Here is a 14550-nt window from a genome sequence, read left to right as displayed (position 1 = left end):
CCCTACCGGGGGAGTCTCAGCCCACCGGATGGGGCGCGGGCCGAAGGTCGTGAACCTGGACGACCAACTGCGTGGCCAGCGCGTAGGGAAGCAGCGTCTCGTCCTTCAGACTGATCTCAACGTTGTGCTCGCCCGTGTGGACGGCTCTCCCGTTCGGCCCGGGGGTGAACATGTCCGCCAGCACGGCGGCGGGCTCGCTGCGCGCGGCAGTGCAGACGGCCGACGAGATGTGGAGTTGGGGGCAGGTGGCCAGCGCTTCGGGGATGCACGCCTCGCAGGTGGGGGGAGCGCTGGTCAGGCCCCCGGTGGGGTCGTCGGGAAGCTCGCGGAACGCGGTATCCGTCATGATCCACGGGATGCGCCCCGAGGCGGGATCGGTGGCCGGCTCGCCGCAGACCTGGCACAGGTGCCGTTCCATGCACCGCCACTGCCGCAGCGTGTTCAGCATCCGCCACTGCGGTGCCCCCTGCCGGGTGCCCCGGACCCGCACGCGCAGCACCCCGTACGCCTCATCACCCCGGCGCGGGTCGTCGTAGGCGAGCCGCAGCCCACCGAGCGGACGACGAACGAACCGAAGGCGCTGAGGTACGGCCTCGCCCGCGTGAGCGATGACGTAAGGGATACGAAGTCGTGTCGCCACAGGGCCCTTCACGCCGTCCCCTCCCTCGGCGAGGGGACGGAAGCGGCCCAGATGCTCCGGGCGATCCGCTTGGCGATGCACCGCACCTCAAGATCCCCGAACGTCTCGGCGGTCACGTCGGCGGGAGCGGTCTGCGAGGTGTCCGTGAACCGGGCCTCAAAGGTGCCGTCAGGTCGTTCGATCACATCGAACTCGAAAATCGGCCGCATCGCCATGACCCGGCCCCCGAGCAGTCCGAAAGGATGAGATCTACAACCTGCTGAGGTCCTCGCACCGGCTGAAGGCCGATGCCGTTGCGAGACACCAGGTAGCAGCCGGTCCGCGGTCCCACGGCCACCGTGGCGACCATCCGTCCCGCGTCGCTGTAGGCGACGAGTTCGGGGACGTACCGCTTGTGTTCCCCCCGGGGGAACGGCCTGCCGTCACCGGACAGCTTCAAGCTGATCGTGTGAACGGCGTACGCGCGAACTCGCCGGTCTCTCAAGAGGCGTTGCACGACGGCCAACGCCCTGTCGTGTCGCTCTGCCGTTGCGTCGGTCACTTCGTTGTTCCCGGGTCCCTCGCGGGGCTCTGCTGCTGTCTGTCCGGTCGCCATGCCTCAGACCGTAGAAACGGCGGACACGGCCCCTCAATGAACTTGTACGAACTTGCACGGATTAACTAAGCGCACCGATCGCAGCAGTGATCAAGGAACGTGCTTTGTTGCCGTAGACGGCTTGGCCGGCCAGCTCGCTGAAACCCTTGAGGTAGAGCGCGATCTCCCGTGGTTGAGTGACCGTCACGCCTGCTGACAGCAACTCCACAAAGACACGTTTGTCGTCGTAGATCGAAAAGGTCTCCATGGTCCACAGCTTGCGGCGGGTGCCGGACGGGATGATGCCGAGCGAGACGGACGGCAGGGACATCCCCTCAAGAAGCTGACCGAGTTGACCCGCCATGACATCGTCGTCGGCGATCCGATCGTGGAGTACCGACTCTTCCATCACCATGGCGAATCGGTGGTCGCCTTCGTAGAGCAGGCGGCTTCGGGCAGACCGTGCGGCAATCGCCTCGTCGATGTCGCGTGGTGCGTCGTGGAAGTCGGCAAAGGCCGACAGCACGGCTCGCATGTAACCGGGCGTCTGGAGTGGCCAGGGCATGAACTGTGAGCAGTAGAAGCGGAATAGCCGGGTTTCCTCGTACAGGGACACCCGGGTTTCTTGCAGCCGCCTCATGCCGCTGCGCTGCAACCGCCTCCACTCCACGTACATGCTGTCGGCGTCGCGAGTCGCGGCGATCAGGTCGGGGATCTCGTTTTCTGCATTGCAGATCCGGCACCAGACGCGAATGTCGTCATCGGATGGCAGCGTGCGGCCGTTGATGAGACGAGAGCATTTGGACTCGTCCCACCCGGCCGCATGTGCCAGTGCCCGAGCGGTAATGCCGGAGTCGCGCAGGATGTCACGAAGCCGCCTGCCGATGGCTCGGCGGGCCTGCTGGGCGCTGGAAGATGGAGAGGCGGACACGCGCGGAGGTCAGGTGGGCCGGTACTCGGCGTGATCGACGCCGCGTTCCCAGACCCCTTCAAAGGCCGTTACGCATAGCTTCACCACCGCTGGATCTTCGGACACTTCGTAACCGGCGGGTTCGCCGTCTCCGGAGTGGAAGGCGAAGCGCACCAGCCGACCGTCGAAGAGCCAGAAGTCGTTACCGGGCAGCGCCAGGTCGGATGCCTTCTGGCGCGGCAACCAGCGAACTTGCTCACCTCCGGCGAGGTTGGCGTAAGGCGTGGCCGAGTGCTCGTAACGGATGTAGTCGCTCACGGGCTCAGAGATGATTCGGGCACGGCATACCACGACACCGCGCTCAACGGTGTCCCTGATCAGGTTGACCCATGGCGCGTCGAAGTCGGTCCGATCGAAGGGGACGCCTTCGCGCCACGCGCGGAACCCAGGGCTCGAATTGCCGTAGCCGTCGCGCATCTCCAGGTGCAGCGCGGAGCGCTCGCAGTGTTGAAACAGCTCATCCAACGTTGGGTTCGCGCTCACCGCACGCCTCCAGTAAGTAGCCACGCATTCGCGCAGGAAGCCTAACGATCATCTCATCCGGCGCGAGCGGACTCCGGGTGACGACTTGAGTCAGCTCGTCTGGATCGGTGACCACGATCCCCTGAATCACGAAGCTTCCGTCGATGTCATCGACCCAGACCGAGGGGCACCCTCCGTGCTCGCTTCCTGTGTCGATGCCGATGAACCGTAGCGTCATGGTCGCCTCCGAGGCTGCGAATGTGCGCGGACTTGCACACACGCGAGCCTGACCGGAGGTTGTAGTGCCGTCAAGCGGTTCAGCAAACCATGTGATCCCCCTACTCAGGCATGGGTGCGCCGACGGGTCAGCACAACGTCAGCACCGGTGCTGACAACATCGATGATCAACCCGGAACAACAAGAAGCCCCAGTCTCTCGGCATGCGCCGTGAGCTGGGGCTTTGCCTCCTGCTTGACCAGGTCAGACCTGGTCTGCCAAGGAGCCTGGTGGACGATACTGGGATTGAACCAGTGACCTCTTCCGTGTCAGGGAAGCGCTCTCCCGCTGAGCTAATCGTCCTCGCTGAAAACCAGAGGTGGAGACGGGATTTGAACCCGTGTACACGGCTTTGCAGGCCGTTGCCTCGCCTCTCGGCCACTCCACCGAGTGAGGGCCGTAGCCCCTTTCCGAGCGGAAGACGGGATTCGAACCCGCGACCCTCACCTTGGCAAGGTGATGCTCTACCACTGAGCCACTTCCGCGTGTGTCTCCGGGATCGCCCCGGACTCACTGTGAGAACTCTAGCGAATCCCCGGCGACTCCCCAAACCGAATACCCGGGTATCTTGTGATGTAAGGGGCCAACCCGGGGGGTACCAGTTACCCATGCTCGACTACGCGAGAGAGTGACACCATGCGCGACAACGAGGTCGTGAACATCGGGCCGGAGCCGCTGAGCTTCGACGAGGTCGTCAGGGTGGCCAGGCACGGCGCCCCCGTCCGTCTCACCGACGACGCGGTGGCCGCCATGGCCGCCGCCCGGACCCGGGTGGACGAGCTCGCCGAGAGCCCCGTCCCCGCCTACGGCGTTTCGACCGGGTTCGGTGCCCTCGCCACCCGGCACATCGACCCGTCGCTCCGCGCGCAGCTGCAACGCTCCCTGGTCCGCTCGCACGCGGCCGGATCGGGCCCGGAGGTGGAGGTCGAGGTCGTCCGGGCGCTCATGCTGCTGCGCCTGCGCACCCTGGCCACCGGCCACACGGGGGTCCGCCCGCAGACGGCCAAGGTGTTGCAGAGCCTGCTCAACGCGGGCATCACCCCGGTCGTGCACGAGTACGGCAGCCTGGGCTGCTCCGGCGACCTGGCCCCGCTCTCGCACGTGGCCCTCACGATCATGGGTGAGGGTGTCGTCCGCGACGCGGCGGGCGACCGCGTCGACGCGGCGGAGGCGCTCAAGCGGGCGGGCGTCGAGCCCGTCGAGCTCGCGGCCAAGGAGGGGCTCGCGCTCATCAACGGCACCGACGGCATGCTGGGGATGCTGATCCTGGCCATGGACGACCTCGCCCGGCTGTTCACCACCGCCGACGTCGGTGCGGCCATGAGCGTGGAGGCGCTGCTCGGCACCGACCGGGTCTTCGCCGCCGACCTGCAGGCCCTGCGACCGCACCCGGGCCAGGCGGCCAGCGCCGCCAACCTGCGGGCACTGCTGCGCGACTCGCAGATCATGGAGTCCCACCGGGACGGCACCTGCACCCGCGTCCAGGACGCCTACTCGCTGCGGTGTGCCCCGCAGGTGGCCGGCGCCGCCCGCGACACCCTCGCGCACGCCGCCGCGGTCGCCGGCCGGGAGCTCGTCTCGGCGATCGACAACCCGGTGGTCCTGGCCGACGGCCGGGTGGAGTCCAACGGCAACTTCCACGGTGCCCCCGTCGGCTACGTGCTCGACTTCCTCGCCATCGCGGCCGCGGACATGGCGAGCATCTCCGAGCGCCGCACCGACCGCATGCTGGACGTGGCCCGCAGCCACGGCCTGCCCGCCTTCCTCGCCGACGATCCCGGGGTCGACTCGGGGCACATGATCGCCCAGTACACCCAGGCCGCGATCGTCTCCGAGCTCAAGCGCCTGGCCGCGCCCGCGAGCGTCGACTCCATTCCCAGCTCCGCCATGCAGGAGGACCACGTCTCCATGGGCTGGTCGGCGGCGCGCAAGCTGCGCCGCGCCGTGGACGGCCTGACCCGGGTGCTCGCGGTGGAGATCCTCACCGCGGCGCGGGCCCTCGACCTGCGTTCCCCGCTCCGCCCCGCCCCGGCGACCGGGGCTGTGACGGCCGCGCTGCGGCAGGCCGTCTCCGGTCCGGGGCCGGACCGTTTCCTCGCCCCGGAGATCGAGGCGGCGGTCCAGCTGGTCGCCTCGGGCGGGGTCGTCGCCGCCGCCGAGACGGTCACCGGCCCGCTGGCGTGACCTGCTGAGCCCGCTCGCAGTCCTCCCCGGCCACCGGCGCCCGTGGGCGTGACCTGCCGCGCCCGCGGACCGTCGTCCCAGGTCACCGGCCCGCCGGTGGGAACCGCCACGCCCGCGGGCCGGACCCCGGCCGGCCCGCACTCCGGTGCGTCTCCTGACCGGCGTGGCGGGACAATAGGCGCGTGCATGACTCATTCGCGCATGTCACCGGATATCTGGCCACCGGGCTGCGTGACGTGACCACCGACCTGGCCGCGCTCGACGGTGAGGGATGGTGGGCCGTCGTGGCCGACTACGAGGGCAAGGTGACGTGCGCCAGGTTCGGCGACGTCCGCCGGGCGCCGTTGCCCGCGCCACGTGGTCCCTGGCGCGGCCCGCACCGGTCGGCGTGGCGCAGCTCACTCGACCGGGACGCCTACGAGGACGGGGTGCGGCGCATCCGCGCCTACATCGAGCGCGGCGACGTCTACCAGGCCAACCTGTGCCGGGTGCTGAGCGCGCCGCTGCCGGAGGGCACCGAGCCCGACCCGCGGGCGCTCGCCGCGCGGCTGGCCGAGGGCAATCCCGCCCCCTACGCCGCCACGGTGAGCCTGCCGGGCCTGGGGGTGGTCTCGGCCTCCCCGGAGCTCTACCTCTCCAGGGACGGCGACGTCGTGGAGTCCCGGCCGATCAAGGGGACCGGGGCCACCGTGGCCGACCTGATGGAGAAGGACTACGCCGAGAACGTGATGATCGTCGACCTGGTCCGCAACGACCTGGGCCGGGTCGCGGAGGTCGGCTCGGTGAGCGTGCCCGCGCTGTGCGAGGTGGAGGAGCACCCCGGTCTCGTCCACCTCGTCTCCACCGTCCGGGCACGCCTGGCGCCCGGGGCCGGGTGGCCGGAGCTGTTCGCCGCGACCTTCCCGCCGGGGTCGGTGACCGGCGCCCCGAAATCCTCGGCCCTGCGCATCATCGATGAGCTCGAACCCGAGCCCCGCGGACCCTACTGTGGAGCCGTGGGCTGGGTGGACGCCGACCGGCGCCGGGCGTCGCTGGCCGTGGGGATCCGCACGTTCTGGTTCTCCTGCGGGGAGATCCGCTTCGGCACGGGCGCGGGCATAACCTGGGGCAGCGACCCTCGGCGCGAGTGGCACGAGACCGAGCTGAAGGCCTCCCGGCTCATCACGCTGGCTTCCACGTCTGGTTCAGAAGGAGTTACATGAAAGTACCCGTATGGGTCAACGGTGCGCTGATCCCTCCAGATCAGGCCACCGTCTCGGTGTTCGACCACGGCCTGATGGTCGGGGACGGGGTGTTCGAGACCGTCAAGTGCGTCAACGGCGTCCCTTTCGCGCTCACCCGCCACCTCGACCGGCTCAGGCTCTCGGCGCAGCGGCTGGACCTGCCGGAGCCGGACGTCGAGGAGATCATCGCCGGTGTGCGCGCCTGCCTGGCCGAGGCGCCCGCGTGGCCGCTGGGCCGCATCCGGATCACCTACACCAGCGGCCCGGGGCCGCTCGGCTCCGACCGGGGCGACCAGGGCTGCACTGCCATGGTGATCGTCGCCGAGCAGAAGCCGTTCCCGGCCACCGCCGACGTCACCGTCGTGCCGTGGCCGCGCAACGAGCGCGGCGCGCTCGCCGGGGTGAAGAGCACCTCCTACGCCGAGAACGCCAAGGCCCTGTTCCACGCCAAGGCCAGGGGCGGCGGTGAGGCGATCTTCGGCAACGTCGCGGGCGACCTGTGCGAGGGCACCGGCAGCAACATCTTCATCGTCCGCGACGGCCGCCTGGTCACCCCCACACTCGCCTCCGGCTGCCTGGCCGGGGTCACCCGCGGCCTGACGCTCCAGTGGTGCGGGGGAGTGGAGGAGGACGTCCCGCTGTCGGCCCTGTACGAGGCCGAGGAGGCGTTCCTGACCTCCACCACCCGGGATGTCCAGCCGATCCGCGCCGTCGACCAGACCGTGCTCCCGGCCGCGCCCGGCCCGGTCACGGCCAAGGCGATGCGGGTCTTCGCCGAGCGTGCGGCGGCCGACCTCGACCCCTGAGCGGGCCGGACGACCTCCCGTGCGGCCCGTGCGGGCCGCACGGGAGGTCGTCACGACGAGTCCCCGCCGTGCTGGAGAGCCAGCGCCGCGAGGTCGCCGACGGTGCGGCGTTGCAGGAAGACCGCGACCGGGAGGTTGATCTCCAGGTCGGCCGCGATCCGGTTGCGCAGCTGGACCGCCATGAGGGAGTCGATGCCGAGCCGGTGCAGACGCTGGGACGGGTCGACCTTCTCCCGGGGGAGGTGGACGACGGCGGCCACCTGGGAGCACAGGTAGGTCGCGACGAGCCGCCGGGCCGTCTCCTCGTCCGTCCCGGCGAGCATGTCGCGTGTCAGCTCCGGCTCGGCCGTCCGCTGCCCGCCGCCCTCCCCGGTGTCCTCCCCGGCGAGCTCGCGGAAGAGCGAGGACGATCGCAGGGCCGGGAAGAAACGCGTCCAGACGGCGGGTGTGAAGGACATGATCCCAGCCTGGGCGGGTGGGTCGCCGAGCAGCCGGCGGAGGGCCGTGAAGGCGTCGGCGGGGGCGAAGGCGGCGAAGCCGCGCTCGTCCAGGCGGAGGTCCCTGCCCGCCTTCGCCACCTGGCCGGTGCCGGCCCACTGCCCCCAGTTCACGGTCAGGGCGGGAAGGCCGTTGGCCCGCCGATGCCGGGCCAGGCCGTCCTGGTAGGCGTTGGCGGCGGAGTAGTTGCCCTGGCCGGGTGAGCCGATGAGGGAGGCCGCGGAGGAGTAGAGGAGGAAGAAGTCGAGGGGCAGGTGCCGGGTGAGCTCGTGCAGGTGCCACGACCCGTCGACCTTCGGGGGCATCGGGGCGAAGAAGCGGGTGCGGTCGAGCTGGGCCAGCGTGCCGTCGTCGAGGACGACGGCGGAGTTGACGACGCCCCGGAGAGGGGGCATGCGCCGGGCGATCTCGTCGAGGAGACCGGCCAGCTGGGGACGGGAGGTGATGTCCGCCCCGGCGACGAGGACCTCCACGTCGCCGGCCGTCATCGCCCTGATCCGCTCCTCGGCCTTGGGCGTGGCGCCGCGCCGGCCGACGAGGACCAGATGACGGGCGCCGTGCCCGATCAGCCACTCGGCGGTCAGCAGCCCCACGCCGCCCAGGCCTCCGGCGATCAGGTAGGTGGCGTCGGAGCGGACGGGCACCGGCCGCTCGGAGGGGAGCCGCTGCCGCCTGAGCCGGCTCGCGTACCTGCGGCCGTCCCGCAGGGCGATCTCGGTCTCGGTTCCCCCGGCGGTGATCTCGGCGCGCAGGGCGGCGAGCGCGGCCGGGCCAGGCCGCGCCGGAAGGTCGATCATCGAGCATCGCAGCTCGGGGTGCTCGTAGGGGATCACCCGGCCGAGCCCCCACACGGCGGTCTGTTCGGGGTCGACGTCACCGGAGCCGAGCGGAGCCTGGGCGGCGGTGGTGACCAGCCAGAGACGAGGGGGGTTGGGGTCGCCCGCGGTCAGGGCCTTGACCAGGTTCAGCACGTGGAAGCAGCCCTCGAGCGTCCGCGTTCCGGCATCGGAGGCGGCCGGCAGGTGAACGACCCCCTCCGGGGGCCACGTCCCTGCCGCGGACTGCTCCTTGACGAGCTTCTTCCAGTCGTCCTCGGAGGCGGGGTCGAGCAGGCAGTGGTCAGGACCGGCCCGGTGGTAACCGGAGCCCGACTGGACGAGAAGTGCCCGGCCCCCGTTCTCGGTGAGCTGGGCACACAGTTCGGGGCCGAGCGGCGAGTCGGTCACCACGAGCCAGCGCGCCGCGTCGGGCCGCGAGGGGGCCGGCGGCTCCAGTTCCGTCCACTCGACGCCGTACAGCAGTCTGCGCGTCCGGTGTTCGACGACCTCCGGCGGTTCGGAGGACAGGCGCCTGAGCTGGAAGCCGGTGATCGCGGCGATCAGCCGTCCGCCGTCGTCGGTGATCAGGACGTCGCCTTCGACCAGGTCCTTCTCCTGAGGTGGTGAGGTGCGCACCGCGTGGGACCACAGCCGCTTCCCCGCTTCGGGCCGGCCGTACAGGCGGAGGCGTCCGGTCCGTACCGGCAGGTAGGTGTCCTGGTCCACGCCGGTGACGTCGAGCAGGGTCATCAGCGGCTGGAGGGCCGAGTCGAGCAGCGCGGGATGGAGCAGGTACCGGCCCAGGCCGGCGACGATGTCGCTGTGCACGGCCAGCTCGGCGAGTACGGCGCCGTCCTCGCGGTGCAGAGCCGCCACTGCCTGGAAGGGACCTGACTGTTCGATGCCGCGGCGCCGGGAGGCGGCGTAGTGCTCGGCGACGTCCACCGGCTCCCGGTACGCGGCGGGGTCGGGAACGTCGATCGCGTCGTCGTGCGGGGGGCACGGTCTCAGCGACGCGGTGGCGATCTCGGCCCAGCCCGCGTCCTCGCCCCCGGTCGCGTCGGCGGTGAAGGCGGTCCAGCGGCGGCTTCCGTCGTCTCCGGCCGCGTCCAAGCAAACCTGGACGCGCTGGACGGTCTCGGAGGTCAGGAACAGGGCATGCCGCAGGCACAGGTTCTCCACCTCGAAGGGCCGGTCCGGGTACGCCTCCGTCCCGGCCGCCAGCGCGAGCTCATGGTAGGCCGCGCCGGGCAGCACCGGCATCCCGTGCACGCGGTGCTCGGCGAGGTAGGGCAGCCGGTCGAGGTCGAGGTCGAAGTCCCAGACGAACCGGTCCCCCGGCGCGAGCCGCAGGGCCTCGCCCATGATCGGGTGGCCGGAGCCGGTCGCGCCGCGCTTCGCGCCGGTCTTCCCGGGGGTCTTCCAGTACCGCTCGTGCTGCCAGGGGTAGGAGGGCAGGCGGACGTCGTGACGGTCGTACGGCTGGATCAGCCCGAAGTCGACCCGGCGGCCGGTGACGAACAGCTCGGCCACGGCCTCCAGCAGGGCGGTACGGCCCGGGACGTCCCTCGCCAGCACGGTGACGACGGTACCGTCCGCACCCGCGTGCCGCAGGTTCCGCTGCACGGCGCGGGCGAGCAGCGGGTTCGGGCTGAACTCGACGAACGTGTCGAACCCCTCCCCGGCCAGACGCTGCACCGCGTCGGCGAACAGCACCGGCTCGCGCAGGTTGTCCACCCAGTACGCGGCGTCCATCTCCGGGCCGCGCAGGAAACGCGCGGTGACCGTCGAGAACACCGGGACCGTCCCTGGCCGGGGACGCAGGGGTGCCATGAGTTCCAGCAGGGGCCCGCGCAGCGGGTCCATCTGCGGGCTGTGCGAGGCGAAGTCCACCTGCACCCGGCGGCCGAAGACGCCTCGGCCCTCCAGGTCGCGCAGGATCGTGTCCACCGTGCCCGCGTCGCCGGCGATGACGGTCGAGGTGGGGGCGTTGCTCACCGCCACGACGACCTTCCCCCCGTACGGGGCGACGAGCGCCTCGGCCTCCCGGGCGGACAGTTCGACGGCGGCCATGGCCCCCCGACCGCCGGTGCCGCGGACGAGGCGGCTACGGCCGCAGATGATCCGGGCCGCGTCGTCGAGGTCGAGGACGCCGGCCACGTGGGCGGCGGCCACCTCACCCATCGAGTGCCCGACGACCGCGTCGGGCTCGAACCCCCACGAACGCCACAGCCGGGCGAGCGCCACCTGCACCGCGAAGATCGTCGGCTGGACGACGTCGATCTCACTGAGCCGCGCCGATCCGGCGTCCGTGCTCAGGACCTCCCGCAGTGACCAGTCCGCGTAGGGCCGCATGGCGCGGTCGCACTCGGCGATCGCCTCGGCGAAGACGGGTTCGGCGGCGAGCAGGTCACGGCCCATGCCCGCCCACTGGGCACCCTGGCCGGGGAACACCCACGCGGTCCGGTGCCGCCCGCCGGCCTCGGCGTCGGTCTCGCCGACGTGCACGCCGTCGCCGTCGCCGTCCGCCACGAACGAGTCGAGCCTGGCGACCGCGTCACGCCGCGTGTCCGCGACCACCGCGAGCCGCAGGTCGTGGTGGCTGCGCCGGACACCCGCCGCCGCTCCCACCCCCGCCAGGGACGTCCCCCCAGAGCCGAGCAGGTCGCGGTACCGCCCCGCCAGCGCCGTCAGCGCCTTCGGCGAGCGCGCCGACAGCGGCAGCAGCACCACCCCGCCCTCGTCATCCTCGTCGTCCCCGGACGGCGGCGGCGCCTCCTCCAGCACGACGTGGACGTTGGTCCCGGCGATGCCGAAGCTGCTCACCCCGGCCCGGCGCGGGCCCTCCTGCCGCGGCCACGCCTGCCCCCGGTCGCAGACCCGCACCCCGATCCGGTCCCAGGGGATGGCGGGGCTGGGGGTGGCGAAGTTGAGGCTCGCCGGGAGCCAGCCGTGCTTGAGGCACAGCACGGTCTTGATCAGGCCCGTCACCCCGGCCGCCCCCTCGGTGTGGCCGAGGTTGGTCTTCACCGACCCCACCAGCAGCGGCCGCCCCTCCGGCCGCCCCCTCCCGAGGATCGCGTCCAGTGCGGCGATCTCGACGGGATCGCCGGCACTCGTCCCGGTTCCGTGCGCCTCCACATAGGCGACGGTGGCCGGATCGACCCCGGCGTTGCGGTAGGCGGCCTCCAGCCCGCCCCGCTGGCCGGGGACCTGCGGGGCCATGAAACTCTCGCCGTGCCCGTCGTTGCTGGCGGCCACGCCGCGGATGAGCGCGTGCACGCGGTCGCCGTCGGCGAGCGCCCGCGTGAGGGTCTTCAGGACCACGACCCCTGCTCCTTCGCTGCGTACATAACCGTCGGCGCGGGCGTCGAACGCCTTGCACTGCCCGTCCGGCGCCATCATCGAACCCTGCGAGAACCCGACGGCGTGGTCGGGGGTGAGGATGGCGTTGACGCCGCCCGCGAAGGCGATGTCGCACGATCCGGCGCGCAGTGACTGCACCGCCAGATCGATGGCGACCAGGGAGGAGGAGCACGCCGCGTCGAGAGCCACGCTGAGACCGGTCAGGTTCAGCGCGTAGGAGATGCGGCCGGCGTTGCCGCCGCGGGTGCTCCCGCCGACGGTGTGAACGTCCAGTTCCCGTACGGCGCCGGACTGCAGGTCCCAGTAGTCACTGGTGATGACCCCCATGAACACCGCGCCGGTCATGCCGGGCATCTGCTCAAGCGTGAGACCGGCGTCCTCGAACGCCTCCCAGGCCACCTCCATCGACAGGCGGTGCTGCGGGTCCATGCGCGCGGCCTCACGCGGTGAGATGCCGAAGAACCCGGCGTCGAACTCGTCGATGCCGGACAGGAATCCCCCGTAACGGGACGACAACTTGCCAGGGGTGCCGGGAACGGGGTGGTAGAACTCGTCCACCGGGAACCGGTCGGCGGGGATCTCCGATATCACGTTGGCGCCGCGGCACAGCAGGTCCCACAGCTCCTCGGGGGAGTCCGCCCCGGGCAGGCGGCAGGCCATGCCGATGACGGCGATCGGTTCCCGCGTTGACGGTTTTTCATGGGGGGAGGTCATGACGGTGCGGCCCCTCTCGGGCGGTTTCCAGTGCGGGGGCTGACGGAGTGGTGTCTGTTGAACACCGCGGGCCGACAGGTGCGGAACCCTCCAGGGCAGCCCTCTTATCCGTCCGGCGCAGAACCGGTGGGGACTCCCCGGGTCGCCGCCGGACAACACGCACACTGCCATCGGCTACTTGTGGATCGCTGTATCGGTCTTGGGTCGCCCGGCCGCCGCACCGCTCCGCCCGGTTCCCGCTCCTCGCGTCGGCCGGTTCCGGCGCTCTTCCCGGAGGACCTCGACGATCTCCGCTTTGGGGGCCGCGGTGGCGACTCGACCTCCTCTCCTCAGGGGGCCAACCGGTAGACCTGGGTTTCGAGATTCATGCTGATCTCGCAGCCGCTGCCGAAACAGTGCTCCCGGGCCTCCTGGAAGAGCGGCTCGATGCCGGGCTGGGAGCGTACGAAGGACAGCAGACTCCACGCCTCCGCCACCCCGAGGCGGATCTCGTCCCGGCCGGGAAGCGGTTCGCGGTCCCCGGTGTTGCGAAGCCTCGTGCGGAAGCGGTCGAGGAGCCGGAAACCGAACTCCCCGGCGCGTCCGGGAAGGTCCTTCATGACGACGCGGTCGCCGATGTAGTCGCGGTCGTAACTCTCGATCATCCGCTGGGCGACTTCCGGGCCGGAGAAGCTCGAGTCGTCCACGTCCACGACGTACAGGAGCCCGCCCGGTTTGAGGACGCGACGCATTTCGAGCAGGGCCAGGTCCGGGCTCCGAAGATGGACGAACAGGAAGTTCGCCGTGATGACGTCGTGCGAGGAGTCCGGCTCACCCGTCAGGTACGCGCTGCCCTGGCGGAATTCGAACTGCGGGAAGTTCGAACGGGCGCGCGCGAGCAGGTGGGGGACGGGTTCGATGCCGTGAACCCGGTATCCGGCGAACCGGTTCTCCCGTGTCACCGCCGCCAGGTATTCGCCCGTCCCGGTCCCGATGTCGAGGAGCGACGCGGGTGCCGTCGGGAACGGTGCCGAAGCCAGGCGCGGCAGCTGCTCCGCGAGGATCATCCGCCCCTGGGCCGTCAGACGGGACGCCTCCGTGTCGAGGGACAGCGGCTGGAGGTAGTTGTTCTCCGCGCCGAGACGCTCCGCCGCCAGAAGATCACTGCGATCGTTGTCCGCCAGGAAACGGACGAGGGAGGGGACCGGTATCGCCCCTTCCCCGGCGGAGGCGTCCCTGGTCAGTTCCCGATGCTTGAGGTAGAACTCATCCAGGGCGTCCTCACCGTCCACCTTCATCACGGCGATGGCGTCGTCGCCCGATCCGATCTCCGTGTGATAGACGAACCGTCTTCTCGCGTACCGGTCGATGAGGTGCCGGAAACGCTTCACCCGGACGATGAGGAAGAACCGGGAGGGCCGCAACGACTCGCAGATCTGCCGCAGCATCGAGGTCCCGATCTGCGCGCTGATGAGGTGGCCGCGGTGTGAGGGGAGTTCGACGCGCTTGCCGATCTCGACCGTCGGTCCGTCGATCTCCGGCAGCTTCACGGAGGCGAGTTCGGGTGCCTCCGGCTCGTAGACGTAAGCCGAGATCGCGGCCACCATCCTCCCGTCGGCGAACGCGCACAGGTGAAGCCCCTCCGCGTCCCTGCCGTGACGGATCCATTCCTCCGGCCAGCCGAGCTCGTCCGTGAAGACGCGCCTGCGGAGATCGAGGATGTCTTCGCCGGCCTCACGCCAGCTCAACCACCGCGCCTGTATTTTGCTTTCGACGAGCATTCTTCAAGACCCTTTGCGAGAACCGGTCGGGCGGGTGACGGTTCATAGGCTGCCCGACCGGTCTTGGCGCGTTCTTGACCGCTCTTGGGTCCTCTGGAGCGGGGACCGCGAAGCGGGGCGGCCGTACCGGGGGCGGTGTCCGAGACCTGCACCCCGTAGCGGACCGTGATCGTGTGTCGACGGTTCGCGCACGCTCTGGTGCCGCTCTGGCCACTCGGCAGGCCCATCGGCCCCGGACGCCGTCAGCGATCTTGATAAG

Annotated in this window: 10 protein-coding genes and 3 tRNA genes; 3 read left to right on the top strand and 10 right to left on the bottom strand. The window is 70.6% G+C overall.

Annotation, left to right across the window (positions count from 1 at the left end; translation table 11 throughout):
• Window positions 1-16: 16 nt before the first annotated feature.
• From F4562_RS05740 to F4562_RS05705, 8 genes are all read right to left on the bottom strand, one after another.
• Window positions 17-652 carry a hypothetical protein gene (locus tag F4562_RS05740; protein ID WP_184547890.1) on the bottom strand — a complete coding sequence of 212 codons (636 nt, stop codon included), beginning with the start codon at window positions 650-652 and terminating at the stop codon, window positions 17-19.
• Window positions 649-849, bottom strand: coding sequence for a hypothetical protein (locus F4562_RS05735; protein WP_184547888.1), 201 nt, complete (start codon window positions 847-849; stop codon window positions 649-651). The genes F4562_RS05740 and F4562_RS05735 overlap by 4 nt, the downstream gene beginning before the upstream one ends.
• A 447-nt stretch (window positions 850-1296) precedes the next feature.
• The gene (locus F4562_RS05730; RefSeq protein WP_184547886.1) at window positions 1297-2145 is read right to left on the bottom strand and encodes a helix-turn-helix domain-containing protein; all 849 of its coding nucleotides are present in this window, start codon (window positions 2143-2145) and stop codon (window positions 1297-1299) included.
• A gap of 9 nt (window positions 2146-2154) precedes the next feature.
• On the bottom strand, window positions 2155-2667 hold the full coding sequence (locus F4562_RS05725) for a DUF6879 family protein (protein WP_311734276.1): 513 nt from the start codon (window positions 2665-2667) through the stop codon (window positions 2155-2157).
• Window positions 2642-2884 (bottom strand): hypothetical protein, encoded by a 243-nt coding sequence (locus tag F4562_RS05720; RefSeq protein ID WP_184547884.1) that lies wholly within the window; start codon window positions 2882-2884, stop codon window positions 2642-2644. Before F4562_RS05720 ends, F4562_RS05725 begins: the two co-directional genes overlap by 26 nt.
• A gap of 266 nt (window positions 2885-3150) precedes the next feature.
• Window positions 3151-3225 (bottom strand) — tRNA-Val (locus F4562_RS05715).
• Window positions 3226-3239: 14 nt separating this feature from the next.
• Window positions 3240-3310: transfer RNA gene (locus F4562_RS05710), tRNA-Cys, on the bottom strand.
• Window positions 3311-3335: 25 nt separating this feature from the next.
• Window positions 3336-3407 (bottom strand) — tRNA-Gly (locus tag F4562_RS05705).
• Between the two features lie 151 nt (window positions 3408-3558).
• On the opposite strand from F4562_RS05705, the gene hutH reads away from it, so the two are divergent.
• From hutH to F4562_RS05690, 3 genes are all read left to right on the top strand, one after another.
• The gene (gene hutH, locus F4562_RS05700; RefSeq protein WP_184547882.1) at window positions 3559-5106 is read left to right on the top strand and encodes a histidine ammonia-lyase; all 1548 of its coding nucleotides are present in this window, start codon (window positions 3559-3561) and stop codon (window positions 5104-5106) included.
• Window positions 5107-5288: 182 nt separating this feature from the next.
• Window positions 5289-6308 carry a chorismate-binding protein gene (locus tag F4562_RS05695; RefSeq protein ID WP_184547880.1) on the top strand — a complete coding sequence of 340 codons (1020 nt, stop codon included), beginning with the start codon at window positions 5289-5291 and terminating at the stop codon, window positions 6306-6308.
• Window positions 6305-7135 carry an aminotransferase class IV gene (locus F4562_RS05690; protein ID WP_184547878.1) on the top strand — a complete coding sequence of 277 codons (831 nt, stop codon included), beginning with the start codon at window positions 6305-6307 and terminating at the stop codon, window positions 7133-7135. The genes F4562_RS05695 and F4562_RS05690 overlap by 4 nt, the downstream gene beginning before the upstream one ends.
• 50 nt (window positions 7136-7185) lie before the next feature.
• On the opposite strand, the gene F4562_RS05685 is transcribed toward F4562_RS05690, so the two are convergent.
• Window positions 7186-12531: a type I polyketide synthase gene (locus tag F4562_RS05685; RefSeq protein WP_184547875.1), complete on the bottom strand. Its 5346-nt coding sequence runs from the start codon at window positions 12529-12531 to the stop codon at window positions 7186-7188.
• 329 nt (window positions 12532-12860) lie between these two features.
• Window positions 12861-14258, bottom strand: coding sequence for a class I SAM-dependent methyltransferase (locus tag F4562_RS05680; RefSeq protein ID WP_184547873.1), 1398 nt, complete (start codon window positions 14256-14258; stop codon window positions 12861-12863).
• Window positions 14259-14550: the final 292 nt, after the last annotated feature.

This window comes from Streptosporangium becharense (assembly GCF_014204985.1).
GTDB lineage: Bacteria > Actinomycetota > Actinomycetes > Streptosporangiales > Streptosporangiaceae > Streptosporangium > Streptosporangium becharense.
The sequence above is the reverse complement of the archived record's forward strand: the minus strand, read 5'-3'. Positions and strand labels throughout refer to the sequence as shown.